The organism is Rufibacter ruber, assembly GCF_001647275.1.
Taxonomy (GTDB): domain Bacteria; phylum Bacteroidota; class Bacteroidia; order Cytophagales; family Hymenobacteraceae; genus Nibribacter; species Nibribacter ruber_C.
Genome location: NZ_LRMM01000024.1, coordinates 41,474 through 68,184, shown reverse-complemented (window position 1 = coordinate 68,184; position 26,711 = coordinate 41,474). Strand labels below are relative to the sequence as shown.

Below are 26,711 nucleotides of genomic sequence, written 5' to 3'. Positions count from 1 at the left end.
GGGAGTGTGTGTCCTTCCGCTGCTGAGGCCGGGGCCGGAGCGGCGGAGGAGCCGTTTCTGTTTTTCGGCCTGTTTTCAGGAAAACAGGCCGAAAACAGAAAAAAACAGCTTCTTTCAAGCACTTGCAGTTGCTGAAGCGCTGACTTAGAAACCGATGGAGTTCCCCCCGTCAACGGGTAGTACAGTGCCCGTGATGTAGCTGGCGGCGTCTGAGGCAAGAAAATACACCGCCTCTGCGATATCTGCCGGAATGCCCATTTTGCCCATGGGCGTTCTGGAGAGCACCCGATTTTTGCGTTCCTGATCCCCGTTCAACGCCTTGGCAGACATGTCTGTGGCAATGAAGCCGGGCGCCACGCAGTTCACCCTGATGCCCCGGGGCGACAAGTCTACCGCCATGGACCGGGTCATGCCCTCAATGGCAGATTTAGAGGCGGTATAGGCAATTACCTTAGGAATGCCGTACTGCGAAGCCATAGAGCTGATGTTGATGATGCTGCCGCTCTGTTTGGCCAGCATGTGCCTTGCCACCTCTCTGCTTAAGGCGAAAACGGCGGTCACATTGGTGTGAATGATCTGTTGGAATTCTTCATCAGTCACCTCTTCAAACTCCTTCTTCATGTTGATGCCGGCATTGTTGACCAGTATATCCACCGGGCCATAGGAGTTGGTTATTTCTGTCACCAGGGCGGGAATATGCCCCAGATTGCCTAAATCAAAGGAGATGGTAGCGCAGTTGTCGCCTAAGGCCGTTTTGGCTTTTCTGAGTTTTTCCTCATCGCGGCCAATGATGACGGTGAAAATATTGTTATACACGAACTTCTCTGCAATGGCAAAGCCAAGTCCTGATGCCCCGCCGGTAACAATAGCTAGTTTAGACGGTTGGGTTGGGTTGTGGTTCATTGGGTTGTCTTAATGTCTGTTTAAATACCTGGTGCAAACTTGGGTTCTATTCTCTGGTAGTACTCCAGGTCATGGGCTGGTTTTTCCAGACCAGCCGGAATGGGTCTTTTAGAAAAGGTCTGGAAATACAAAAGGCAGGCGTCACGCCACCACCTGGCTTCCTTTTCCTGAATTTTCAGAAATGTTTGTACGTGTTTAAACCGCTCAGGGTCCACGTGGTTCTGCTGCTGCTCCCAGGTCTGCTGCATGTCCCGCACTTCATTGACCCCTTCTGCATAGCGGTAGCAAAGCTCATCCCAGAGAATACGGCCAGAACTCACCTTGTAGTCCCACGGCAGGTGGTGGAACCACAGCAGGTACTTTTCAGGGCAGTTTTTTCGGCTGGAAAAGAGTTTTTCTACCGGGGCGAAGTATTGGGCTACGGCGTTGCTGCCGGTTTTGGTGCGATCAAAGCCAATGCCTTTTTCTGTGGCCCGGTGGTAATACACAGAGGTCCAGTCAGCGCGTGGTTTGTCTTTGATCCAGGGGCCGGGGCCGTAGTGATGATTCCAGCCCATAATGTGGTGCAGCCCAAGTGGGGTCATGTAATTCACCACGGTTTCATGGGATCTCAGCATCATTTTTCTGGTTGGCTGCAGAAACGCATCTTCATTGGAGAACGTCATCCTGAGCCATTCCTGGGCCATCTGGTCAGAGGCGAGGGTGTGGTCCCATGCCAGCCGCCCAAAACTGTACCAGTTTGCCTGCCCAAAATGGTGGCCGGTCCAGTTGCGGTCAGTGCCTATGTTAGCGACACCCGCCATGCCGGTGGTGGTGTACTGGTGCAGGGAGCCGTCAACTACTTTTGCAACCGTTGACCCTTTTCCTTTGGCATAGGTATCAGATTCCAGCACTTCCTTAAAGAGCGGGGCGAGGTACGCCAGATGGGTTCCCTGCCCCAGATACTCCTGTGTGATCTGAAACTCCATCATGAGCGGAGTCCTGGGCATAGCCCCGAAGAGCGGATGAAACGGCTCACGCGGCTGAAAATCAATGGCACCGTTTTTTACCTGTACTAATACATTCTTCCGGAAGGCGCCGTCCAGGGGCTTGAATTCATTATATGCCTGTTTGGCCCGGTCATCTGGCACGTTGTTGTCATAGACAAACGCCCGCCACATGACAATGCCCCCCATGGGGGCTAGGGCGTCTGCCATCATATTGGCTCCGTCTGCGTGGGTTCTTCCGTAGTTCTGCGGCCCAGGCTGGCCTTCAGAGTTGGCTTTCACCAGAAAGCGCCGAAGTCAGGGATGTGCCGGTAGATTTCCTGCACTTTTCTTTTCCACCACGCCTGCACCTCCGGGTTCAGGGGATCAGCTGTTTTTAGCCCTCCAATCTCAAGGGGAGAGCTGAAGCGGGCGGTGAGGTATACTTTAAGGCCATACGGTCTGAAGGCATTGGCTAAGGCCGCCACTTTCTGTAAATATTCTTCAGTAAGCACCAGGGAGTTGGCGTTTACATTGGTTAAGACCGTGCCGTTAATTCCTATAGAGGCGTTTGCCCTGGCGTAATCTATATAACGCTGATCTATGTACTCTGGCAGTTTATGCCAGTCCCAGAGTGAAAAGCCTGAATAGCCCCTTTCTACTGTGCGGTCCAGGTTGTCCCAATGATTTAAGATGCGGTGCTGGGTCTTTGGGGCGCTGCTGAGATTGAGGCTGGTTATGTCCTCTTCGGTCTGCAGAAGCCGCAGCAGGTGAAAAGCGCCGTACAGCACGCCTGCATCTGTGTTGGCGGCTATTACCGTGCAGGTGCGCCCGTTTGTTTTGTGGGTGAACAGCAGGTAGCCTTCCTGTCCCGCCTCTTGCAGCCGGGTGGAGACATTGAGAGAGCTGATGAAGGCAGATGATTTTGGCGTGCCTGCTACCAGCGTGAAAGCCCTTGAGGGTTCGGCGCTCAGGTTAACAGCATTTCCCAGTAAGCCAGATAAACCTTGCTTCAGCTCATCTTTGGCTGCTATGAGGGTGGGGGAGGAGCCCTGCACCACTATCTCTTGCAGATGGTGCCGGTACCGGGCCAGTTTTGCTTCCGTCTTAATTAGATCATACCTGAGCCAAAGCCGGTACCCATCATCTGCGTGGGCAGCCAAGGCAAAGAGTAGGTGTATGAGAACTGAAAGCGAAAAGGTCTTTATTTTACACATGCCTGTAGGGAATGGTGAAACAATGGGTTGGTCAAGAGTTAAAAAGTTGGCTTTTGGCACCGTGCAGACGTGTGTTCTGCCTTTTGCAAAGGCAATACAGTGTCAGGCCACTCTGAAACACTGTTTCAAATTGCCAAAGGAAAGTGGCCATGCACCAGCGGCGCCTATACGAATACTGCCTGCTTTTTGCTGGAAGCCTTACTTCTGAGAGATGATTCTCTTATGATAAGCTCTGATCTTAAATTTACTGTGTTGCTGGAAACATTGTCTGATGTACCGTTTAGCTGTAGCAGCAGTACTTTTACTGCCAGCTCACCCATTTCATAGCCGGGGTAGTTAATGGTGGTGAGGTTAGGCTCAATCACCCTGGAAATAGGGTCATTGTTGAAGCCAATCACAGCAATGTCTTTAGGGACAGATATGCCTTCTCTCTTGAGTGCCTTGATGCAGCTCACGGCGCAAGTGTCATTAGATACAAAAATGCCATCAGGGAGGCTTTTCATCTTCAAAATCTGTTTTGCCGCCTCTTCTCCGGCCTCCTCAGATAAGCTGTTGACAATAATGTTGCTTTCAGAAAAAGGCAAATCATGGTCAATGAGTGCATATTTATAGCCTTTCAGGCGGTCAGCATAGACGTTTCTCTTAAGATTGCCTGTAATGTGAACAATATTGGTGCAGCCTTGCTCTATCAAGTGTGTGGTTGCCCTGTGGGCGGCCTGTAAATTGTCAATGACAATGCTGGTGCATTGATTGTGTTCAGCCACCCTGTCGTAAAAAATCAAAGGAATGCCTCTGCTTATGAAGGATTCAAAGTGGTCCAGGTTTTCGGTTTCATACGAAAGGGAAACCCCAAAGAAAACTCTCTGCTGCTCTGTCCGGCAATGGCGGTGTTCTCATCTGCCCGGCGCAGCAGGTACGGCATGACCGCCTCTACCGGGCCGTACGGCACGTATTTGGCCACTTTATACCCGGCGTGCGCCAGATTATAGGAGAGGTTGTCACTCATGCCCAAAAGCTGCGCGAAGTAAATGCGCTCATCCTGCGGGGCCAGATGGTGCTGGGCCATGAGCTGCATGAGCAGGTAACAGCTGTCTTCATTGTGGGTACCGGCGCAGATGGCAATGCGGTCAATGTGCTCCAGGCAGAATTTCAGCGCCTCATTATATAAGTCATCTGTGGCTTGTTTGCTGGGGTTGATGGGGTTGCGGTAGCCTTTCTCCTGCGCCACCCGCGCCTCTTTCTCCATGTAGGCGCCCCGCACCAGTTTGCCGCCCAGGTAATAGCCTCGCTTCACCGCGTTCTCGTAGTCACGTTTGATCACGTCTAGCCGGTCATGGCGGTAGAGCTGGTAAGTGTTGTAGACAATGGGGCGCTCCTGGTTGTAGAGTTCCATCATCTCATAGCAGAGCTGGTCAATGGTTTCCTGCAGCCAGCTTTCCTCGGCGTCAATGAACACGCGCACACCCCGCTCATACGCCCGCTGGCAGATGGCCTTTACCCGCGCGCGCGCCCTGCCGTAGGCGGCTTTCTCAGTGGGGGTCAGTTCTTGGTCAGTTTGCGCTTTGGCCAGCAATGCCGGGTCAGCGACCCCCGTCACTTTAAACACACTGAACGGAATGTGGGTGGAGTTGGCGGCCATCTCAACGGTGGAGATGATTTCCTGCACGGTATGGTCAAAGCTTTCCTCGTTGCTCTCGCCCTCTACCGAGTAGTCCAGGATAGTGCCAATGCCCGAGGCCCCCAGCTTCTGAATGGTAGGCTTGCACTCCTGTATGGTCTCGCCGCCGCAGAACTGCTCAAAGATGCTTTTCTTGATGAGAAACTTGACCGGCAGGTTCCAGCTCAGAGCCTTCTTCATCAGGCCACCGCCCATTTTCACCAGGGAGTTGTTGTTCATGGCGGCAAACAGGAGGTAGGTTTTATATAATTCCGCGTCAGATTTATCAGCGAAGGCGATGGCGGTGTCTTCAAAAGAGACGTTCGGGACAGGGTTCATATTGAATGGGTTCTCGCTGGTTAGCATGATGTAAAGTTGTCGCTTAATATGGGCGATCTTGGTTCATATTGAATGGGTTCTCGCTGGTTAGTAAAGCGCCACAAAGATAACGTAAAAACGGCTGTTAGTTGTTTCCGGTTCATTTCAGGAAAAAGGCGTAAAGAAGAGCTTACCCTTTCCTTCGGCCCCTGGCCGAAGTTGTTCTTTGCAATTTTTGTAACTGATTTTAAGCGCTGTTGCCAGAAGAAAAGGGAAAAGCCGCAATTTCTGAAGATTTTATTTTGAACTCCCCCAGACATTCCCGTTTTTGAGCCTTCATTGCGTTTTTGGCCTGTTTTTCAGAAAACAGCAAACGCACTAATTTAAAAGAGTACCTTGACCGAAGAAATTTTCATAGGACCGGAGGCCTTGCCCCAACTGGAGCACCTGTTGCAGAGCCGGGCCTTCCAAAAGATAGTGGTGCTGGTAGATGAGAACACCCACCGGCACTGCTACCCGTTGCTGAAACCAATCCTGCCGCCGCACCACCTGGTGCACATCAAAAGCGGCGAAGAGAACAAAACCCTGGCCACCTGCGAGCACGTGTGGCGGGAACTCACTGAGCAGGGCTTGGACCGCTGGAGCTTGCTGGTGAACGTGGGCGGCGGCGTGCTCACAGATTTGGGCGGCTTCTGCGCCAGCCTGTACAAGCGCGGCATCCGGTTTGTGAACGTGCCTACTACGTTACTCTCACAGGTAGACGCCAGCGTGGGCGGCAAGACCGGCATTGACTTTATGGGTTTCAAGAACCATTTGGGTGTGTTTCAGGAGCCGCTGGCGGTGCTGGTGAACCCAAATTTTCTGCAGACCCTGGATATGCGCCAGATGAAATCCGGCTACGCCGAAATCATCAAGCACTGGCTCATCTTAGACGCCGCCAAGTTTCAGGAGCAGCGTTACATAGGTCTGTTCACTGAAGACTGGACTGATTTGATTCGCCATTCTATTGAAATTAAATCACGGGTGGTGACCGCAGACCCGCTGGAGAGCGGCCTGCGCAAAATCCTGAACTTTGGGCATACCATTGGCCACGCTGTGGAGAGTTTTTACCTGGAGAAGCCGGGGCAGCAGCTGCTGCACGGCGAGGCCATTGCCGTAGGCATGGTCTGCGAGGCCTGGCTTTCTGTACAGCGCGGGTTGCTCATGGCAGAAGAGCTGGAGCAGATAGAAACTTTTATTTTCTCCATCTATGAGAAGGTGAAACTGCCGGCCGGCGACCTGGAAGCCATTAGTCAGCTCTGCCTGCATGATAAAAAGAACGACGGCGCCACCATCAACTGCACGCTGTTGCAGAGAATTGGCGAAGCCGTGTATGACCAACCCATTACCTTGAGCGAGGTGCAGAGCGCCTTGCGTTATTACCAAACCTTATGATGTCAGCTGCTGCTGTGCGCGTGTCGCACCCCACGGGCGTGTTGCGTGGGCAAGTGACTTTGCCCGCCTCTAAAAGTGAAGCCAACCGCGCTTTGATTATCAGGGCCCTTTCCGGTCAGGATTTCCCCATCCATAACCTGTCAGACGCCAATGATACCCAACTCCTGAACCGTTTGCTCTCTACGCCTGCCGGCGAAGAAGTGAGCGCCGAAGATGCGGGCACCGTTATGCGTTTCTTGACGGCCTATTACGCCGCCACCGGCCAGAAACTCAAACTCACCGGCACGCCCCGCATGTGCCAGCGCCCCATTGGCGTTCTGGTAGATGCCCTGCGGAAGTTGGGGGCTAAGATTGAATATCTTGGGCAGGAGGGTTACCCACCCATGCAGATGAACGGTTTTGAAGGCACCGGCACCAACCAACTTACCGTGCGGTCAGACATCAGCAGCCAGTATATTTCGGCGCTGTTGATGATTGGGCCGTTGCTGCCGCAGGGGCTGGAACTCACCCTGGAAGGGAAAATCAGTTCAGAGCCATATATTAGAATGACGTTGGCCCAGATGGCGCACTTTGGGGTGCAGGCTACGTTTGAAGGGAATTTGATTTCGGTTGCACCGCAAAAATACCAGCCGCAGGAGTTCACGGTGGAGTCTGACTGGAGCGCGGCCAGTTACTGGTACAGCATCACGGCCCTGGCCAAGGAAGCTGATATTTTCCTGCCTGGCCTTAGAAGCAATTCCCTGCAAGGAGACAGTGTGCTGCCTACGTTGATGGCCCCGTTTGGCGTGAAAACCAAGTTTTCCGCCGAAGGCGTGCGCCTAACCAAGCAGCCGGTGCAGGAGAAAATTGCACGTATTGATTTTTCGGCTTGCCCAGATTTGGCGCAGACGGTGGTGGCCTTGGCGGCTGGTTTGCGCGTGGAGTTTGACATGACCGGCCTGGAAAGTCTGCGCATCAAAGAAACCGACCGCATTGCCGCCCTGCAGAACGAGGTACAGAAATTTGGCGCTGAGCTGAAAGAAACCGAGCCAGACGTTTTTGCCGTGTTTTTACAAAAACAGCCCGAAAACGTACCTGCCGTGCACACCTATGAAGACCACCGCATGGCCATGGCTTTCGCGCCGCTGGCGCTGAAACAACCCGTGATCATTGAAGAACCCAAGGTGGTGTGCAAATCGTACCCGCGGTACTGGGAGGAGATGCAGAATGCGGGGTTTCAAGTAATTGAGAATTAGGAATTAAGAATTATTCTTGAGTTAGGCGGTTTCTTGTGTTTTGGGGTTGTTATTCAAAAAATAGACCATAAACGGAAGCTCTTTTAATACCTCATTTCTCTACAGAAACAAATTGAACCCCTCATAGAAAAGGAAAGCCGCTGTCACGATCTCGTAACAGCGGCTTTCCTTTTCTATGCTTCATTCCTAATTCTTAATTCTCAATTCTTGATCACCACCGGTTTTCCTTTTCTGGCAGATTCATAGATGGCCATCATGAGCTTGACATCCTGCAGGCCTTCTTCGCCGGGTGTTTTGGGGTTCTTGTTCTGTTGAATGCATTCAGACAGATGGTCTATTTCCAGTGCAAACTGGTTCTCTTCTTTGATTTTCATCTCCTGCTTGCCCTCTTTTCCGCTGAGGGTGAGGTGGTGTTCATAGTAATCAGTGGCAGGGTCTAAGGTAAGTACTTTCTCTGACCCAAAGACCTGAAAGCGTTTGGTATCTGAGTAGCCGTAGCTGGAGGTACAGTTGGCCTGTACCCCGCTGGGGAACTTCAGGACGAAATTCACGTTTTCCTCCACCTCTTTAAACCTGGGGTCATGGGGCGTGCTGTGCAGCATGGCTGAGATTTCAACGGGCTCCTCACCGGTAATGTACCTGGCCGCCTGCAGGCTGTAGATGCCAATGTCCATCAGGGAGCCGCCACCCGCCAATTTTTTCTCAGCACGCCACTTGTCCTGCGGTTTTGCGGGGTCCAGGATGCGGCCGTGGTCAGCGGTGATAACCTTGAGTTTGCCTAATTGCCCCCCTTGGGCTAGTTCAATGGCTTTCAGGTTGTAGGGTTCATACTGGGCGCGGTAGGCAATCATGAGTTTCCTGCCCGCCTTCTGGCAGGCGGCAATCATTTTCTCACAGTCTTCTACGGTGGTGGCCATGGGTTTCTCACACATGATATGTTTGCCTGCTTGCGCCCCTCTAATGGTGTACTCCGCGTGCATGCTGTTGGGCAGCACAATGTAGATCACATCTACCTCTGGGTTGTCTCTGAGCGAGTCATAGTTCTGGTAGTTGTAGATGTTTTTAGGATCTACCCCGTTTTCAGCGGCAATGCGCTGGGCTTTGGCGGGGTCTCCGCTCACCAGAGCCACCAGCTTTGATTTCTTGCATAGCGGAAAGGAAGGAATGAGTTGCTTGGTCGCGAATTCGCCCAGGCCCACAATGGCCCAGCCTAGTTTTTTCTCTGCCATAGGTGCGGTGTTTGAAGTTAGAAAGGGAGATGCTGCTGCTTGAAGGGGAGCGATTCCTGCTGCGGCCAAACCCAATCCCAGTTGCTTGAGGAACTGTCGGCGCAAAGGTGCATTTTCCATCACGGTATTCTTTACATCATACAGGGCCCGAGTGCTGTTGTAGCACCGGTATTGTGAAAACGGAAACCTCTGTAGACGGTTGCGGCAAGTACTAAAACTTCATTTGCCCCTTGTAACAGCAGAGGATCTGGTGAAATGGGTTGAGGTTGTCTTAGTTGATTGGTTATGAATTGGTTAAATGGTTTGGGCTCGATAGGCTGGGAGCGCTATATAAGGATTCTGGTTTATACTGAAAATGAGGGTAGATGTCTTTTGAGCGCAAGCCGATTCCAGTTGAACCCGTAAAAGAACCCTGAATAAATAATTTGTTAACCAATCTAATATGAAAAAAACGAACGTATGGGTGCTCTTCTGCTCCCTGTTACTGAGCAGTGTGCTACTGGTGTCATGTGATGACGACGATGAGGATGCGGATGCCCTGATGGAGCAAGACCGGCAGCGGGTGGCGGTATTCTTCCAGAATGCGGCCGTGAGTGACATGTTTGAGATTCAGACCGGTCAGATGGCACAAGTGAAAGGTGAAACCTCTGATGTTGAAACGTTAGGGGCCATGCTGGTACGTGACCATACCCTGTCAAGCAATAAAATCATGGACATGGCAGATGAACGGGATATTCAGTTGCAGATGACCATGCCCGCTCCCAAACAGCAAATCATGACCCGCCTGAACGGTTTAGACGGACTGCCCTTTGATAAAGATTTTGCTGCGGTACAGGTACAGGCTCACCAGGAAGCCATTGCTTTATATGAGCAGGCTGACAAAGAGATAAAAGATGCTGAAGTGCAGGCTTTTATTGACGAAACCTTGCCAAAGCTGAGAACGCACCTGCAGCATGCCCGAGACACAAAGACGAAAGTAGACGGCATGTAACAGTTGTTTGCCTACGTTTAAAAACAGCCCATTGCTAAAACAATGGGCTGATTTTTTTTGTCTGCTTACAAAGGTGAAAATATAAATTTATAGGATGATAGGAGTGGTGAATGATATGATTGATAGAAGCCTTGTGACAGGAATTGGGGTGGGTGAATTTGAATTAAATAAATGTTATTCAGGTATTAATGTATGAATTGGAAGTGTAGTTCTGAACTATTTTAACCTTGCTTTAGTTTTAACGTTAGAAGATGCTCATACGTGAGTGCTGTAGAACGAAGACCTAAAACTATGAAAAAAATAAGTTTGTTATTGATCGGGAGTGTGTTTGCTATGAGTAGCACTACATTAGTGTCATGCAGTAGCAACAAGCAGGAAGCCTCTGCGGCTGACCATGCCAAAGTAGAGCAGTTCCTCCAGAAAGCAGTGGCCACTGACCGTTTTGAGTTAATGGCCGGGATGATGGCCGCAGACCAAGGGAAAAAAGTAGACGCGTATGGCCAGCAACTGGTGCACGTGCATTCCAGAACCAGCCCGGTTTTAGAAAGCATGGCTAAGCAGCGCCGGGTAGAACTGCCCAATGAGATGCCCTCAGAAAAGAAAGCGATTGTAGACAGTCTGGAAACCAAAGAAGGCGAGGCTTTTGACCAGACCTTCACAGATGCCCAGCTGGAAGTACAGAAAGAGACAGTGGCCCTTTATGAGCAAGCAGAAAAGGAACTGAAAGATCAGGAAATCCAGGCGTTTATTGACCAGGTGTTGCCCGTTTTAAAGCAACACTTAGCTGAAGCCCAGGAGTTGAAGAATGCAGTTGCCAGCAAGTAGTGGTACTGTAAGAATGGAAGAAAAGCCCCGGCCTCTGTAACAGAGGCCGGGGCTTTTTTATTGGGGAGGAAGGTCTTGCTGCACCTGCCGCAGGAGATCTTGAAGGTATGGGACCGAATGTAAAAGCCGGCTACCGTACCAACTGAACATCTCCCCATCTACCACTTTCACCAGGGCGTCCGGGCAGATCTGCTGGAACTCAGCCAGATGTCTCTCCTGAAAAGGGTAAGGTTCAGAAGAAAGCAGAATTAGCTGGGGTGCGCGTTCCTGCAGCAGTTCAGGGGTGATGACTGGGTACCTGGGCATGTCAGCAACCACATTCTCCAGACCGCAACGGGCTAACACATGGTCTATGAAATTCTCTCCGCCCACGGCCATGTACGGCTTGCGCCAGATAAAGTAAGCCGTGCGAATGCGGGGGGAAATGGGGTGTAACTGTAAAAAGTGTTCCTGTAATTGAGAAACCAGTTCTTGGGCTTTGGTGGCCGTGTTGGTGATTTCCCCTACCCAGGCCATCATTTGCAGGCTGTCTTCCAGGGTAAGGATGTCACTCATCCAGACGGGGTACTTTTGCGCAAGGGCCTCAATGCCTTCCTGGTAATTCTCTTCTTTGTTGCCAATGATAAGGTCTGGCGCCAACTGGTCAATCACCTCCAGGTGAAACTGTTTGGTGCGCCAACCCTGGTCTTCTTTCTGACCTCCTCTCTTGGGTGAAGGCAGAATCTGGTCACGCCCACCACGCGGTCACCCAACCCCAGGTGAAACAGCAATTCTGTCTGACTGGGTACCAAGGACACAATCCGTTCCGGAAACTGTGGCAAGTCAACCTGCCGGTGCATCTGATCTAAAAACTGCAAGGTATGTTGGTCTAGGTGGTTTAATTCCGAAGAAGGAGTTTCCATCAACACATTTTCACGGCTCCGGCCTACCCAATGCCCCGGAACGGCTGATGACTTCTAAAGTACCGGCTGCTAATGACTCCCAATACCTATACTGAACAATCAGAGCTTCTGTTTTGGGCCTGTTTTTGGAAAAGTAGCCCGGAAACAAAAATAGGATCTGTTGAAAATAAAGCTTTACAATGGTTGCCTGTGCTGCCACTCATGGTCTAACAGGGCGTATACCAGTGAATCACACCACTCGCCTTTGATGAAGATATTCTCCTTGAAATGGGCTTCACGGCGCATGCCCAGTTTCTCCATTACGCGGTAAGAACCCACGTTGCGCGGGTCGCAGTCGGCCCAGAAGCGGTGCAGGTGCAGCTCCTCAAACCCGTATTTGATGAGGGCGCGTGCGGCCTCTGTGGTATAGCCTTTGTTCCAGTAGGTGGGGTTCAGGAGGTACCAGAGCGCGGCTTCCTCGGCGTCATAGTCTACCTTCATTCCCACCCGGCCAATGAGCATGTTGGTGCTTTTCAGAACAACAGCCAGGTCAAAGAGGGTGCGGGGATCTTCCCTGGCTTCGGCCATGCACTGGAGTAGATAGTCCCGGCTTTCCTGGCTGCTGCGTACGTGGCTGGTCTGGTAACGCATAACACTTTCCTGTGATTCATACAGGTGGGTGAAGTGCCAGTCATTTTCCTGAAATTCCCTGAGCAGGAGACGCGGGGTGGACAGTTCCATGTGCAGCGGTGGTAATGGGGCAACAGAGGCCGTGGAAAGGCAAAAACCTGCAGGTATCTTTTCCCCACAGGTCTTTAAATTGCGTTTTGGGGCTGTTTTTCTGAAAACAGCCCCAAAACAGCTAGGTCAGATATCTAAAGTCATGGCCGCTCTCCAGCTGGTTCAGGAACTGGTAGAACAGCTGAATGATGTTGTCTACATCGTCTTTATGAACGGTCTCCACGGTGGTGTGCATATACTTCAACGGCAACGAGATCAACGCCGAAGCCACGCCTTCATGGGAATAGGCAAACGCATCTGTGTCTGTGCCGGTGGCGCGGGTGGCGGCGGCACGCTGGAAGGGGATCTCATTCTTCTCTGCCACGTCAATCAGCATGTTCAGCACGTTGTTCTGTACCGCCGGGCCATAGGTCAATACAGGGCCTTTGCCGCAGTGCAGGTCACCGTTGGTTTTTTTCTCGTAGCCCTGGCTCTGGGTGTCATGGGTCACGTCTGTGATGATGGCCAGGTTAGGCTTGATACGGTGGGCAATCATCTCGGCGCCGCGTAAACCAATCTCTTCCTGCACGGCATTCACAATGTACAGACCGAAGGGCAGTTTTTTCCCGTTCTCTTTGAGCATACGGGCTACTTCTGCAATCATGAACCCACCAATGCGGTTGTCCAGCGCCCGGCCCACGTAATACTTGTCATTCATCACCCACAGCTCGTCATCAAAAGTGACCACACAGCCCACGTGAATGCCCATGTCTTCTACTTCCTGGCGGTTGGCGGCGCCACAGTCCAGGAAAATGGTCTCTACGGTAGGGGCTTTGTCCTGCTCCACCTTGCGCACATGAATGGCCGGGTACCCAAAGACTGCTTTCACGGGCCCTTTTCTGGTATGAATGTTTACCCGTTTTGACGGAGCAATGACCGCGTCTGACCCGCCGTTGCGGCGTACGTAAATGTAACCCTCTGGGGTGATGTAGTTCACAAACCAGGCAATCTCATCTGCGTGCGCCTCAATGACTACTTTGTAGTCAGCCTCTGGGTTGATTACGCCCACTACGGTGCCGTAGGTGTCTACAAAATACTCATCAATGTACGGCTTAATGTACGCCAGCCAAAGTTTCTGGCCTTCAGATTCAAAGCCGGTGGGGGCGGCGTTGTTGAGATACTTTTGCAGAAAATCAAAGCTTTCTTCTCTCATATGCTTTCGTCAATGTGGAGCGAAGCACTTCTCCGGTTCGTTGTTGTGTGTTAGTGTAAGTGGTTGTGGAAAGGCACGGGGTGCTTCACATGGCCCATGCCTTTGGGGCGGTTGTTGGTTATGGCATGTCAGACGCTGGAGGTTAGGTTGCCTGGATAAGTCTAAGGCCTATATTCCAGCGTCTGACATCTTTTTTACAGCGGGATATTGCCGTGTTTTTTCCTGGGCAGCTGATCTACCTTGTTCTCCAGCATCTTGAACGCCTTGATCAGCTTGGCACGCGTCTCAGACGGGTAAATCACCTCGTCTACAAAGCCACGGTGGGCCGCCCGGTACGGCGTCGCGAATTTCTCCTGGTACTCGGCCACTTTCTCGGCCAGTTTGGCTTCCGGGTCTTCGGCGGCGGCAATCTCGCGTTTGAAGATGATTTCAGCGGCACCTTTGGCGCCCATCACGGCAATTTCGGCCGTAGGCCAGGCATAATTTAAATCAGCGCCAATATGCTTGGAGTTCATCACGTCATAGGCGCCGCCGTAGGCCTTGCGGGTAATCACGGTCACGCGCGGCACGGTGGCCTCGCAGAACGCGTAGAGTAATTTAGCCCCGTTGGTGATAATGCCGCGCCACTCCTGGTCAGTGCCAGGCAGGAAACCGGGCACGTCTTCCAGCACCAGCAACGGAATGTTGAACGAGTCACAGAAACGCACGAAGCGGGCAGCCTTGGTACTGGCGTTGATGTCCAGAACCCCGGCTAACACCGCCGGTTGGTTGCCCACAATGCCTATGCTACGGCCCGCCAACCGGGCAAAACCCACTACTATGTTTTCGCCAAAGTTTTTATGCACTTCCAGGAATGAGCCGCTGTCAATGATGCCTTCAATCACCTCGCGCATGTCATACGGTTGGTTCGGGTTTTCGGGCACAATGGTGTTCAAGACCTCACGGGTTTCGTCTGCTTGGGGCTCATAGGGTGCAGACGGCGGCAGTTCCTCGCAGTTCTGTGGCATATAGCTCAGCAGCTGCTTGATGTTCTGAATACACACTACCTCATTGGCGCAGGAGAAATGGGTCACGCCGCTTTTGGTGCTGTGGGTGCTGGCGCCGCCCAGTTCCTCAGAGGTCACCGTTTCATGTGTCACCGTTTTCACCACGTTGGGGCCGGTCACAAACATGTAGGACGTGTCTTCCACCATCAGGATGAAATCAGTGATGGCCGGCGAGTACACCGCGCCGCCCGCGCAAGGCCCCATAATGCCCGACAGCTGCGGAATCACGCCCGAGGCGAGGGTGTTTTTATAGAAGATATCGGCGTAGCCGCCCAGGGAAACCACGCCTTCCTGAATTCTTGCCCCGCCTGAATCATTCAAGCCAATCACGGGTGCGCCGTTTTTCATGGCCAGGTCCATGATCTTGACAATTTTCTCGGCGTGGGTTTCTGAGAGGGACCCGCCAAAAACAGTGAAGTCTTGGGAGAATACGTACACCAGGCGGCCGTTCACGGTGCCGTAGCCGGTTACCACGCCGTCACCCAGGTAGTATTCCTTGTCCAGGCCGAAGTCTTTGGAGCGGTGCATCACAAACTTGCCTATCTCCTCAAAAGAGCCTTCATCCAGGAGCAGGTCAATGCGTTCACGGGCGGTGAGTTTGCCTTTTTTATGTTGGGCATCAATGCGCGCCTGGCCGCCTCCTAAGTGGGCCTCGGCATTTTTGCGGTCTAAAATCTCAAATTTGCTGTTCAAAGGATTGGTGTCTGACATTGAGCAGTTTTGGTGTTGGTACAAGAGACCAAATTTAGGAAAGAATAGGCCAGTGTAAAATTTTTGTTACGCTTTTCTTCCGGAATGTAAAGCCACCCCCGAAATAAATTGATAATCTATACGTTTCGCGCGGAAAAACTGGGGGTGAAAGGGTTGTGTATATCTTGCGTGCTGTTTTCAGGAAACAGGCCAAAACGCAAGATATAGCGTCGTTACCCTGTAACGACGTGGCTTCTATGCAACAATACCCTTTCAGTTAAGATAAGAACGTGTCTTTGCAACTGATACCTTCTATTTTGCCCAGGATTTCATTTTGGTCTTAGATGAGATTTTTCCGTTTCAGGGACACACGTCGTTACAGGGTAACGACGCTCCATTTTCTGGCTTCCGTTTCCTGCCTCTTTTTCCGGAAACAGCTCAAAAACAGGAAAGGCTGACAGAATGTCTGTCAGCCTTTCCCAAAATCTAATAGAAATTAACGCTTAGTCTTTCTTCTTGCCGTCTGTGGGCGTGGTTTCCTCTTCTTCAGAAGACGCTGACGCATCTGGCAATTCATCTGAGGTGTCTTTCACGTGGTTCTCGCTCTTGCGATTGGTGAATTTCAGCTCTTCTTTGCCTTCCTCGTAGTCTATCTGAATGATGTCCCCTTGCGCCAACTCCGCTTTCAGGATTTCCTCCGCGATTGGGTCTTCCATGTACTTGGTGATGGCCCGGTTCAACGGACGCGCCCCATATTTGGAATCATACCCTTTCTCAGCCACAAAATCTTTGGCTTTGTCTGTGATCTCAATGGTGTAGCCCAATGTTTTCACACGCTCCAGCAACTTGCGCAGAGAGATATCAATGATTTTATGGATATCTTCTTTGGCCAGTGAGTTGAACACAATCACATCATCCAGACGGTTCAGGAACTCAGGGGAGAACGTCTTCTTCAGGGCGGCCGCAATGGTACCCTTCATGATGTCATCCATGTTTTCCTGGCGGGTTTTGGTGGCGAAACCAACTCCAGCCCCAAAGTCCTGCAAGTCACGCGCCCCAATGTTGGAGGTCATGATGATGATGGTGTTTCTGAAGTCAACTTTACGGCCTAAACCGTCTGTCAGAACGCCGTCATCCAGCACTTGCAACAACAGGTTGTATACGTCTGGGTGCGCTTTCTCAATCTCATCCAGCAATACTACTGAATATGGCTTACGACGGATTTTTTCAGTCAGCTGACCACCTTCTTCGTAGCCCACATAGCCTGGAGGCGCTCCCACCAGGCGAGATACGCTGAATTTCTCCATGTACTCACTCATGTCAATGCGCACCAGAGAATCTTCCTTGTCAAACAGGTAGGTCGCCAGCACTTTGGCCAGCTCAGTTTTACCAACCCCGGTTGGACCCAGGAACACAAATGAACCGATGGGTTTTTTAGGATCTTTCAGACCAACGCGGGTTCTTTGGATGGCTTTCACCAACTGCTGAATCGCTTTGTCCTGGCCAATCACTTTGCCTTTCAGCTCTTCGCCCATGTTGAGCAGCTTCTGGCCTTCGTTCTGGGCGATACGCTTCACCGGAATACCGGTCATCATGGCGATTACCTCGGCCACGTTTTCCTCTTTCACGGTGTAACGCTTCTTCTTGGTCTCCTCTTCCCAGCTTTTCTTAGCCGAGTCAAGTTGGTCTAAAAGTTTTTTCTCTTTGTCACGCAGTTGGGCCGCCTCTTCGTATTTCTGGCTTTTCACTACGCGGTTTTTCTCTTCCTTGATGTTCTCAATAGACTCTTCCAGTTTCAGGATATCATCAGGAACAATAATGTTGTTGATGTGTACGCGGGCACCGGCCTCGTCCAGAATGTCAATGGCCTTGTCTGGTAAGAAACGGTCGCTCATGTAGCGGTCACTCAACTTCACGCAGGCCTCAATGGCTTTGTCTGTGTAGTTGACGTGGTGGTGGTCCTGGTATTTGTCTTTGATGTTGTGCAGGATCTCAATGGTTTCCTCTGGCGTGGTTGGGTCAACCATCACAATCTGGAACCTACGGGCCAACGCACCATCTTTCTCAATGTACTGGCGGTACTCATCTAGCGTAGTGGCGCCAATGCATTGGATTTCGCCGCGGGCGAGGGCTGGTTTGAACATGTTAGACGCATCTAACGAGCCAGACGCACCGCCGGCACCTACAATGGTGTGCAGCTCATCAATGAACAGAATCACGTCAGGCGATTTCTCCAGCTCGTTCATCACGGCTTTCATGCGCTCCTCAAACTGGCCGCGGTACTTAGTTCCGGCCACCAAAGAGGCCAGGTCTAAGGTTACCACGCGTTTGCCGAACAGCACGCGCGATACTTTCTTCTGAATGATGCGCAGAGCCAGACCTTCGGCGATAGCCGTTTTACCTACCCCCGGTTCACCAATCAGGATGGGGTTATTTTTCTTGCGGCGGCTCAGTACCTGGGCCACGCGCTCAATCTCTTTCTCACGGCCCACAATTGGGTCTAGTTTGCCTTCCTCGGCCAACTTGGTGAGATCACGGCCGAAGTTGTCCAGCACCGGGGTGCGGGATTTCTCGGCACCCTTCTTGGCGGTTGAACCCGCGCCTCCTTTAGAGGAAGAGGAACCGAAGAGTTTGTCGTTGTCGTCGTTGTCGTCAGTATCTGAAGAGGCGAGTGGGTTGTTAGCATGGTAGTCTAACGAATCCCGGATGGCTTCATAGTTCACGTTGAATTTGGCTAAGGTTTGCGATGAAATATTATCCTCATCCCGCAAAATAGACAGCAGCAGGTGTTCAGTACCTATGATGTCTGACTTGAAGATTTTGGCCTCCAGGTACGTTATTTTCAGGACCTTCTCCGTCTGCTTGGTCAGCGGTATGCTGCCGGTAATATTGGTATTGGGGCTGGCGGTATTTTTGGTGGCCTGCTCAAGCGCGTACTTGAGTTCCTCCATGGGTACCCCCAGTTTTTTAAGCAAAGCGATTGCGGTGCCTTCTCCCTCTCTAATCATACCCAGAAGCAGGTGCTCGGTGCCGATGTAATCATGCCCCAAACGTATGGCTTCCTCGCGACTGAGAGAGATCACCTCTTTCACTCTATTTGAGAATTTGGCTTCCATGTAGTCTAGTCTAGTAAAATGTTGTGTGCGTGTACTGCAACGGTTGGTTGCCAAGGCTACGCTAGTAATAAAACAAGCTGAGTGGGGCAAATGTTCAACAGAAAGCCGCAGAATTCTGTAGGTAAATAGATGCCTCTGGGCCAAGGTTAAACAACAAGTCCAGTATACTCAGATTTGATGCAAATTGTTTGCCAAACACCTGCCGGTAGGGAGGGAGACGCAAAATGTCAGGTTCCTTCTTGGGGTGAAGTTTCCCGCGCCAATCCAGCACCGGCTCCTCGTAGGTTTCTACATACGTTTGAGTAAGGTGTATGGGTTTGTTTAACTTCAGGAATTTAGCGAAAAGTTTGAATAAATCCATATTCAGGTCCCATAACTTGGCGGGCTCCCGGTCATAGATGTCTTTTATGTAGTCTGAATAGTACTCAAAGAAGGGAGCGTTGCCGTAGGCGCTCTGGATGGTACGCCAATGGTTGTCGCGCCAGCGCTGGCTGTAGTCAATCTCCAGTTGGGTGATGAGGGTCTTGCGGTTGCCTTTCACCACCGGAATGCTGAGCGGCTGCACGCCCTGCGGCGTAAGAATATGGCAGCGGTTGCGGTAGCTCTGCTTCTGGTAGTGCTCCTGCGCCTCAAACAGAAGTTCATCGGCTTGAAAAGCCTTTTGGAAAAAAAGAAGGTTGGGGTTGTACTGGAGTTCTATGAGGAGTTGCATGCAGTGGTGCGTGTAATCTTTGCAAGTACGGGAATTTTATCTTTTCATAAATTTTTGAATGGTGGTAATTCCATCTGTAGAGACCAGGCACTGCCTTGTCTCTTACGCAGTGCTGGTAAATGTTTCTCTCCCGTCTGTTCCCCCGCCGTTGTTGCGTGTTCTCACCAACCACCTAAACTGCCTTTGCTCCCGCTGCTTTATTTAACAAACCTCTAGCTGGATTACTTTCTGCTGGTGTATGTCACGTTGATCCTTGATGCTCAACCTAACAAAAGAATCAAGAAGGGAAGAACTCGCTGCCGCTCAGACAGGCTTCCCTTCGTTTAATTACGCACCTGGCAATTGCCGTCTGTTCCATTGCTACGGTAGCCATTATTGTTTTGAACCGTCTCTGCTTGCTCCCGCTAAGCGGCTGCGTGCCTGGCGGCACTGCGTTGCCCGCTCCCGCAGGTACTGCCAGGGAGGCTCTGCGTTTTCGGCCTGTTTTCATGAAAGTAGCCCGGAAACGGAAAACAGTAGCTGTTACCCCTGGCAGTGCATATTATTCTCACTGTTGCTTTGGTCTACAGCCCGCAATCTGCACCCGCTATGGCGCGGAAGTTACTTCCGTGACTTACACAGCAGATACTCTCCCTTTGAAGGGGGCGAAGGGGAAGTCTCCCCTTGAGGATTGCCCAAACGTGAGTTTGAGGCAGCGAGCGAAACTCAGAAAGAGGGGGTATGCACCTACCGATCAGAGCATTACAGGTGTAGGGCGTATGGCATACGCTCGCACGCATTCCCGGTAACTCCCCTCCTCTGAAGGGGTAGGTTCCTCTCATTGCTGATTTTTATATGGTTCCCGGCGAGCCTGGAGACTCCCAGCACACTTTGTCACGAGCCAGAGACTCGCGCCAGCTCATTGCATAAGCAGCCAGCAATAAACCATCAGCAATGCTAAAAAGACCTAAGGGGCCACGCAGGGGTGCGGTTGGTTTCCTAAAGGTAACGGGGCAAGGGCAGCAGGGCAGAACTTTCAGGGGCTACTTTTGCCTTTTAGAAATGCGCTCGTACATAAGAGTTGCACAAGCTTTAATTACTATGAGTACGAAAAAACTTTCAGATATACCTGTTTCGGTCCTGGACCTGGTGCCCATTTTAGAGGGCAAAACCGCTGCAGATTCGTTTAAAAACACCGTTGATTTGGCGCAGCACGTGGAGAAGTGGGGCTACCAGCGCTACTGGATGGCCGAACACCACAACTTTGCCGGTATCGCCAGCTCAGCCACAGTGGTCTTGATTGGCCATGTGGCCGGCAATACAACCAAGATCAGGGTAGGCTCTGGCGGCATCATGCTGCCCAACCACGCGCCGCTGGTGGTGGCCGAGCAGTTTGGGACGCTGGGTACGCTGTACCCCGGCCGTATTGACCTGGGCCTGGGCCGCGCGCCCGGCACTGACCAGTTTACCGCCATGGCGTTGAGAAGAGATTTGCAGACGCCGGTAGAGGAGTTTCCGCAGAACGTGGTGGAGCTGCGGAACTACCTGGGCCCGGTTGACCCCACCGCCCGGGTGCGCGCCGTGCCCGGCGAAGGGACTAACGTGCCCCTCTGGATGCTGGGCTCCAGCACCTTTGGCGCACAACTGGCCGGTATTCTGGGCCTGCCGTACGCCTTCGCCAGCCATTTTGCCCCATCACAGTTGCACGCGGCCTTGCGGGTGTACAAAGAGAGTTTCCAGCCATCGGCGCAGCTCAAGGAGCCGTATGCCATTGCCTGCGTGAACGTGGTGGCCGCTGATACAGATGAGGAAGCCAAATTCCTGTCTACTACCATGTACCAGTCGTTCATCAACGTGGTGCGGGGTACGGGCAAAACCATGCAGCCACCTGTCAAGAGCATGGACGGCCTCTGGGATGCCAACGAGCGGTACGCCGTGCAGCAGATGCTGCGCTACTCGTTTGTGGGCAGCGCCGCCACGGTGCAGGAAGAGATGCAGGCGTTCTTAGAGGAGACCGGCGTAGACGAAATCATGGTGGCGGGCAACGTGTATGACCACGCCGCCCGGCTGCGGTCTTATGAGATCCTGGCCGGTTTCTTCAAGAGGGCAGACTAAGTTTTATTTCGGCGGGGTCCGGGGCATGGCCGGAGGGGCAGTGGCTGGTCTGGGAGGGCACACGTAACCGTTTTGGGAGGCCCGCCCAAATTAGCTATCTTAGCGCTAGAACAACAGAAGCCGGGCCAGCCAGGCAACTTCCTGTTTTTGGCCTGTTTTCTGGAAAACACCTTAAAAACGCACGTTTGACCTCCATGTCCCGCCCTGACCTTCGCCCCGGCCAACTTCCGCTCTGGTGGCTGTTGAAGGGGATTTCACTTTTGCCGTTCCCGGTGCTGTACGCCATTTCTACGGGGCTTTACTTTTTGCTGTACTACGTGGTGGGCTACCGCAAGAAAGTGGTGCGGCAGAACCTGGGGCGGTCTTTCCCCGGGAAAAGCACCCAGGAGCTCCGCCAGATTGAAAAGCAGTTCTTCCTGAACCTCACTGACATCATGGTGGAGACCCTGAAACTGGCCACGCTTTCGCCGGAGGAGCTGCGCAGACGGGTCAAAGCCCGGGGGCTGGAAAAGGTGAACGCTCCATTAGACCAGGGCAAGATGGTGCTGGTGCTGGGGGCTCACCTGGGCAACTGGGAGTACATGTCGGCAGCGGGGAACGCCCTGTTCCGGCACCCCATTGACGGCGTGTACAAGCCGTTGGCCAGCTCTTTCTTTGAGGCGTTCATGTGGTATCTGCGCAGCCGGTTTGGGATTACACTGGTGAAGATGAAAGACACGCTGCGCCATGTGATTAGGCATAAAGGCCAAGCCCGCATTCTCACCCTGCTCACAGACCAGACGCCGCCGTACGGCGAAATCCAGTTCTGGACCACCTTTCTGCACCAGGAAACGGCCTTTTTTGTGGGGGCTGAAAAAATCAGGTCCTCTTTTGGCTATACCACCTTCTTTGTGGGCATGCACCAGGTTAAGCGGGGCTTCTATGAGATTGAGTTTCAGGAGCTGCTGCCGGCCCCGGTGAGAAACGAGCCCGAGGAGCCGCATCTGCTGACGGAGGCCTTTGCCCGGCACCTGGAGACCTGGGTGAACCGGTACCCAGCCAGCTACCTCTGGTCGCATAAGCGCTGGAAGCATAAGAAGCCGGTGGCCTAACCCGGCGCAGAAAACTTTCTGTTTCTGAGCTGTTTTTCAGATATTAGGCCAAAACCAGCCCCCATGCAAAAAGCCATACCAGCCGTTGACATACCCTTGAGCAAGCGCAAGAACCTCATCATGCTGCTGCTCTGCCTTGCGTTTGTGCTGGCCTCCTGGTTTATCTGGCGCCACGCGGGAGATGAGCCGCAGGCGTCTCTGTTCAGGGCGGTGGCCCTGGCGGGGTTCATGTTCTTTGGGGTTATCTGCGGGGGCTACGGTCTCTACAAGCTCTTTGACAACCGGCCGGGGCTGGTGCTGGACCAGATAGGGATCAATGACAATTCCAGCGCCCTTGGCGGAAGGCTGATCAAGTGGGGGGAGGTGGTTAGGCTGGAGGAAAGGGAGGTGTACGGCACCCCTTTCCTGCTGGTGTTTGTGACCAACCCGGAAGAAGTGATCAGGAAGGAGCCATTCATCCAGCAGAAGGCCATGCGCCTGAACTATAAACTGTACGGCACGCCGGTGGCCCTGTCAGCGAGTGCGCTCACGTGTACGTTTGAGGAGATGGCGCGGCTGGTGCGGGAAGCGTATGGCCGCCACGGCGGAGATGCGTGAAAATGCCTGCATAAAACAGTATGCAATCTTAACCATGAAAGATAAAACTGACTTTTAAAGCGGCGATGATTCTTTCTGTTGTGTTTGCTGTTTTCCTGTGGTGTATGGCAATAAGCAAATTTTAACTTCTGCTATTCGTGATTTTCAATCCCGAATTTAGCGAATTGCGGACTTATAATCCGCGGCGCGTGTAGCTCAAGGAGTGCGGGGATTACAAATACCCGGAGTATGTGCTTCCGGATTAGAAATCCGGAAGAGCTAACGAAGGGTTTTTAAGTAAAAACGACCTAGAAGTTGATGGGGCGGTTTTCTGTTTCCGGGCTGTTTTGGCCAACAGCCCGGAAACAGAAAGTTTTTAGCAAACGCTAGAGGTATTCGTCAATCTCCCCTGCGCCTTGCCGCAGCACCTCAAACTCATCATTCTCGCAGTTGACCACGGTTGAGGCCACGTTGTTGCCGTAGCCGCCGTCTATGACCAGGTCTACCAGGTTGCGGTATTTCTCATAGATCAGCTCCGGGTCAGTGGTGTATTCAATCACCTCGTCTTCGTCATGAATGGAGGTAGAGATGATGGGGTTGCCCAGCTCCTCTACCAGGCACTGGCTGATTTTATTGTCCGGCACCCGTATGCCCACCGTTTTTCGGCGGGAGCCGCCTATCTTGGGCACTTTGCTGCTGGCCTCCAGTACAAAGGTGAACGGCCCCGGCAGCGCCTTTTTCATGACCTTGTAGGTTTGGGTGGAGATTTTGGCGTAGTCTGAGATGTGGGTGAGGTCATGGCAGATAAAAGACAGGTTGGCCTTGGCGGGGTTGAGCCCGCGTATCTGGCAGAGCCGCTCTACCGCGCGCACGTTGTGCAGATCACAGCCTAGGCCGTAGATGGTGTCTGTGGGGTAGATGACCAAACCGCCTTTCTTGAGAACGTCTACCGCCTGCGCAATGGCTTTCATCTGGGGGTTGTCTGGGTGAATCTTGAGTAAGGTTGCCTGGGCCATTTTTTTAAGGAGTGAAGGAGTGGTGAAGTGAATGGGTGAATGATGCAGTGCACAAATTGGCCGTGTTTTAAAACCTATTTGGGCATACTTCACCTACATACGCTCAAACCAAATTTTACGTTTTTAACCTGATTTTCCAAAAACAGGCCCAAAACAGCATTTCCAGGAGGAGGAAGCCGTTTGGGTGTGCAGGATCTGCCCCCCTTTCAAAACATTCACTCCTTGACCCAATCGCGCCTTCAGTCCTTGACTCATTCACTCATTTAATTCTTACCTTTGCTATTATGTCAGAATTGAACACGCCTCCCGCTTCGCCGAGCCCCAGACGCCCGCGCAAGCCCCGCAAGACCAGCAAGTGGACGTATGCCCTGGTGCTGGTGATGTTTTTGTTTGTGTGCTTCTCCTACTACGCCTACCAGATTGTGTACACCGCCAACGTGGAGGTGAAGGGCGAGCCGGTGTATGTGCTCATTCCGCGCGGCGCCACCTATGAACAGGCCATGGATTCCATAGACGCCAAAAAAGTGGTCATTGACCGCCTCTCCCTGCGGTTCATGGCCAAACTCATGGATTACCCTGAGCTGGTAAAACCCGGCCGCTATGAGCTGAAAGACGGCATGACCAACTACAAACTCATTGCCAAGCTACGCTCCGGCGACCAGGACCCCGTGAAGCTCACCTACACCAACGTGCGGCTCAAGAAAGACCTGGCCCAGAAGCTGAGCACGTTCATAGATGCATCGCCCGCCCAGATTGACTCGCTGCTCAACAGCCCGTCTTTCACTAAAAAGCTGGGCTTTGACACCACCACCATCCTCACCATGTTCATTCCCAATACCTATGAGATGTATTGGACCACACCCGCCACCGAGATGATGGAGCGCATGAAGAAGGAGTATGACAACTTCTGGACCGCAGAGCGCGAAGCCAAGGCCCAGGACGTGGGCCTGAGCAAAGTAGAAGTCTCTATTCTGGCCTCCATTGTGCAGGCCGAACAAAGTGTGCACGCAGATGAGCGCCCCCGCATTGCCGGGGTGTACCTGAACCGCCTACAGCGCGGCATGGCCCTGCAAGCCGACCCCACCGTGGTGTACGCCGTGGGCGATTTCTCCATTAGACGGGTGTTGAACGTGCACCTGCGCACGCCCTCCCCGTACAACACCTACCTGAACAAAGGGCTGCCGCCGGGGCCCATCAACCTGCCTGCTATTTCTTCTATCAACGCGGTGCTCAACCCTGAGCAGCATGAGTACCTTTACTTCTGCGCCAAAGAAGACTTCTCTGGCTACCATGCCTTTGCGGCCACTGAGGCAGAGCACCGGCGCAACGCCGCCCGGTTCCATGCTGCCATGAACCAGCGCAACATCATGAAATAGAACCTCCCGTTTTGGGCAGGTTGAACCGGGTATTCCCTTTTTTTACTTTTCGGTTCAAAACCAACTTTTATCATGAAGAAAAACCTCACTTCAGCGTTGCTGCTCCTCTTGTGCCTTTGTGGCATTCACCTGTCTGGTCAGGCGCAGGCGATTCCCTATGACTCCTTGCGGGTAGTTCTGGAGAAAATCCATGACACAGACCAGGGCATCAGGTTGAAAGGGGATACTGTGAAAGAGGAAAACATGAATGCCTTTTTTGCCGAGATGCAGGCGGTTGACTCAGTGAACCAGCTCCAGGTGCAGGCCATTCTAGGCCGGTACGGGTGGTTGCCCAAAAGCAAGGTAGGGGAGAAGGCCGCCAACGGGTTGTTCTATGTGGTGCAGCATTCCCCAACCAGGGTCATAGCGCAGTACCTGCCAGAACTGCAGAAAATGGCCGCCAAGGGCGAAACCGACAAAACGCTTGCCGCCATGATGGAAGACCGGTTGCTCATGTTCCAGAACAAAAAGCAGATTTATGGGTCTCAGGCTACTTCTATGCTCCGGAAAGACGGTTCTTACGCCATCTGGCCCATTGAAGACCCCAGGAACGTGAACAAGCGGCGCAAGGCCGCCGGCTTTACCAGTACCGTTGAGGAAAACGCCAAACGGCTGAAAGCGGCTTATGACCCGGCAGAGAAGATTCCGGCTAACCAGCGCCTGCCTTTCCATTAAAGACTGCGTAAGGCCGGTGGCAAAAAGCTTCTGTTCAATTGGCTATGGCCACATAAGGGGTTGGCGGTAGCCGGTGAAGCAGAGGGCGTTTCACTGAAACACTGCCCCAATGCCTTCCAGGCGGCTTCTGCTGAAGTCTGTTAGCCCCTTTGCCAACACAGGCGCCTGAAGACCTGCCTTTGCTGCTTTTTTGAAACCGGGTATGTAAAATAAGATTTCCGTTTTGGGCTGTTTTCTGAAAAACAGCCCCAAAACGGAGACTCATCCAAAACAGAGAAAAGTGTTTACATCAGAAGTACAGATACGGGTGCGTTACGCTGAGACTGACCAGATGGGCTATGTCTATTATGGCAATTACGGCGCGTACTATGAGGTGGCCCGCACAGAGGCCTTCAGGGAGCTGGGCATCAACTACAAGGAGATGGAGGCCCAGGGTGTGATGATGCCGGTGCTGGAGCTGCGGTGCAAGTACATCAGGCCGGCGCGGTATGATGATCTGCTCACCGTCAAGCTGCTCTTGAAAGACCGGCCCAGCGGCGCGCGCATCAAGTTTGAGTACGAGGTCTACAATGAGGCCCGGGAGCTGTTGAACGTGGGGGAAACCACCATGGTGTTTGTTGACATGAAAAGCAACCGGCCCACGCCCATTCCTGCGTATATTCACGCCAGGTTAGATTCTTACTACGCCTAAA

General features: G+C 52.4%; 21 protein-coding genes and 1 pseudogene. 10 read left to right on the top strand and 12 right to left on the bottom strand.

Annotation, left to right across the window (positions count from 1 at the left end):
- Positions 1–144: 144 nt before the first annotated feature.
- The 4 genes and pseudogenes from A8O25_RS11310 to A8O25_RS11295 all read right to left on the bottom strand — a co-directional run bounded on the left by A8O25_RS11310 (position 145) and on the right by A8O25_RS11295 (position 5,081).
- Positions 145–903 carry an SDR family NAD(P)-dependent oxidoreductase gene (locus A8O25_RS11310; protein WP_066834852.1) on the bottom strand — a complete coding sequence of 253 codons (759 nt, stop codon included), beginning with the start codon at positions 901–903 and terminating at the stop codon, positions 145–147.
- Between the two features lie 23 nt (positions 904–926).
- Positions 927–2,941 (bottom strand): annotated as a pseudogene (locus A8O25_RS11305) (alpha-glucuronidase family glycosyl hydrolase); the annotation flags it as partial.
- Positions 2,942–3,249: 308 nt separating this feature from the next.
- On the bottom strand, positions 3,250–3,867 hold the full coding sequence (locus tag A8O25_RS11300) for a LacI family DNA-binding transcriptional regulator (protein ID WP_241499003.1): 618 nt from the start codon (positions 3,865–3,867) through the stop codon (positions 3,250–3,252).
- A 14-nt stretch (positions 3,868–3,881) separates the two neighbouring features.
- Entirely contained in the window at positions 3,882–5,081 is a 1,200-nt protein-coding gene (locus tag A8O25_RS11295) for a proline dehydrogenase family protein (protein WP_066834859.1), read from the bottom strand.
- Between the two features lie 375 nt (positions 5,082–5,456).
- Between A8O25_RS11295 and aroB the strand changes: the two genes are divergently transcribed.
- Both aroB and A8O25_RS11285 read left to right on the top strand, forming a co-directional pair.
- On the top strand, positions 5,457–6,494 hold the full coding sequence (gene aroB, locus A8O25_RS11290; protein ID WP_066834850.1) for a 3-dehydroquinate synthase: 1,038 nt from the start codon (positions 5,457–5,459) through the stop codon (positions 6,492–6,494).
- Entirely contained in the window at positions 6,491–7,729 is a 1,239-nt protein-coding gene (locus tag A8O25_RS11285) for a 3-phosphoshikimate 1-carboxyvinyltransferase (RefSeq protein WP_241499002.1), read from the top strand. The genes aroB and A8O25_RS11285 overlap by 4 nt, the downstream gene beginning before the upstream one ends.
- A gap of 200 nt (positions 7,730–7,929) precedes the next feature.
- On the opposite strand, the gene A8O25_RS11280 is transcribed toward A8O25_RS11285, so the two are convergent.
- A complete protein-coding gene (locus A8O25_RS11280; protein WP_241499001.1) occupies positions 7,930–8,958 on the bottom strand; it encodes a Gfo/Idh/MocA family protein in 1,029 nt (342 codons plus the stop codon).
- 442 nt (positions 8,959–9,400) lie between these two features.
- On the opposite strand from A8O25_RS11280, the gene A8O25_RS11275 reads away from it, so the two are divergent.
- A complete protein-coding gene (locus A8O25_RS11275) occupies positions 9,401–9,949 on the top strand; it encodes a DUF4142 domain-containing protein (RefSeq protein WP_066834844.1) in 549 nt (182 codons plus the stop codon).
- A gap of 291 nt (positions 9,950–10,240) precedes the next feature.
- Positions 10,241–10,774: a DUF4142 domain-containing protein gene (locus tag A8O25_RS11270; RefSeq protein WP_082893583.1), complete on the top strand. Its 534-nt coding sequence runs from the start codon at positions 10,241–10,243 to the stop codon at positions 10,772–10,774.
- A 57-nt stretch (positions 10,775–10,831) separates the two neighbouring features.
- Here the strand turns inward: A8O25_RS11270 and A8O25_RS11265 are convergent, their stop codons facing one another.
- The 6 genes from A8O25_RS11265 to A8O25_RS11240 form a co-directional block, all read right to left on the bottom strand.
- Complete coding sequence (locus A8O25_RS11265) at positions 10,832–11,425, bottom strand: helical backbone metal receptor (protein WP_338152742.1); 594 nt, start codon at positions 11,423–11,425, stop codon at positions 10,832–10,834.
- Between the two features lie 425 nt (positions 11,426–11,850).
- Positions 11,851–12,396 (bottom strand): GNAT family N-acetyltransferase, encoded by a 546-nt coding sequence (locus tag A8O25_RS11260; RefSeq protein WP_066834840.1) that lies wholly within the window; start codon positions 12,394–12,396, stop codon positions 11,851–11,853.
- Between the two features lie 121 nt (positions 12,397–12,517).
- A complete protein-coding gene (locus A8O25_RS11255; RefSeq protein WP_066834838.1) occupies positions 12,518–13,588 on the bottom strand; it encodes a M42 family metallopeptidase in 1,071 nt (356 codons plus the stop codon).
- A 194-nt stretch (positions 13,589–13,782) separates the two neighbouring features.
- Positions 13,783–15,345, bottom strand: a complete 1,563-nt coding sequence (locus A8O25_RS11250; RefSeq protein WP_066834836.1) for an acyl-CoA carboxylase subunit beta — start codon at positions 15,343–15,345, stop codon at positions 13,783–13,785.
- Between the two features lie 482 nt (positions 15,346–15,827).
- Positions 15,828–18,440: an ATP-dependent Clp protease ATP-binding subunit gene (locus A8O25_RS11245; protein WP_066834834.1), complete on the bottom strand. Its 2,613-nt coding sequence runs from the start codon at positions 18,438–18,440 to the stop codon at positions 15,828–15,830.
- 94 nt (positions 18,441–18,534) lie between these two features.
- A complete protein-coding gene (locus A8O25_RS11240) occupies positions 18,535–19,152 on the bottom strand; it encodes a WbqC family protein (protein ID WP_066834832.1) in 618 nt (205 codons plus the stop codon).
- 1,080 nt (positions 19,153–20,232) lie between these two features.
- On the opposite strand from A8O25_RS11240, the gene A8O25_RS11235 reads away from it, so the two are divergent.
- The 3 genes from A8O25_RS11235 to A8O25_RS11225 all read left to right on the top strand — a co-directional run bounded on the left by A8O25_RS11235 (position 20,233) and on the right by A8O25_RS11225 (position 22,934).
- Positions 20,233–21,246: an LLM class flavin-dependent oxidoreductase gene (locus tag A8O25_RS11235; RefSeq protein WP_066834830.1), complete on the top strand. Its 1,014-nt coding sequence runs from the start codon at positions 20,233–20,235 to the stop codon at positions 21,244–21,246.
- A 194-nt stretch (positions 21,247–21,440) separates the two neighbouring features.
- On the top strand, positions 21,441–22,337 hold the full coding sequence (locus A8O25_RS11230; protein WP_066834829.1) for a lysophospholipid acyltransferase family protein: 897 nt from the start codon (positions 21,441–21,443) through the stop codon (positions 22,335–22,337).
- Between the two features lie 63 nt (positions 22,338–22,400).
- Entirely contained in the window at positions 22,401–22,934 is a 534-nt protein-coding gene (locus tag A8O25_RS11225) for an STM3941 family protein (RefSeq protein WP_066834828.1), read from the top strand.
- 365 nt (positions 22,935–23,299) lie between these two features.
- On the opposite strand, the gene A8O25_RS11220 is transcribed toward A8O25_RS11225, so the two are convergent.
- Positions 23,300–23,929 (bottom strand): L-threonylcarbamoyladenylate synthase, encoded by a 630-nt coding sequence (locus A8O25_RS11220; protein WP_066834826.1) that lies wholly within the window; start codon positions 23,927–23,929, stop codon positions 23,300–23,302.
- Positions 23,930–24,213: 284 nt separating this feature from the next.
- Between A8O25_RS11220 and mltG the strand changes: the two genes are divergently transcribed.
- The 3 genes from mltG to A8O25_RS11205 all read left to right on the top strand — a co-directional run bounded on the left by mltG (position 24,214) and on the right by A8O25_RS11205 (position 26,710).
- On the top strand, positions 24,214–25,305 hold the full coding sequence (mltG, locus tag A8O25_RS11215) for an endolytic transglycosylase MltG (RefSeq protein ID WP_082893582.1): 1,092 nt from the start codon (positions 24,214–24,216) through the stop codon (positions 25,303–25,305).
- Between the two features lie 72 nt (positions 25,306–25,377).
- Positions 25,378–26,019 carry a DUF6624 domain-containing protein gene (locus A8O25_RS11210; protein ID WP_066834825.1) on the top strand — a complete coding sequence of 214 codons (642 nt, stop codon included), beginning with the start codon at positions 25,378–25,380 and terminating at the stop codon, positions 26,017–26,019.
- Between the two features lie 280 nt (positions 26,020–26,299).
- Positions 26,300–26,710: an acyl-CoA thioesterase gene (locus A8O25_RS11205; RefSeq protein WP_066834824.1), complete on the top strand. Its 411-nt coding sequence runs from the start codon at positions 26,300–26,302 to the stop codon at positions 26,708–26,710.
- The last annotated feature ends 1 nt before the right edge of the window (position 26,711 follow it).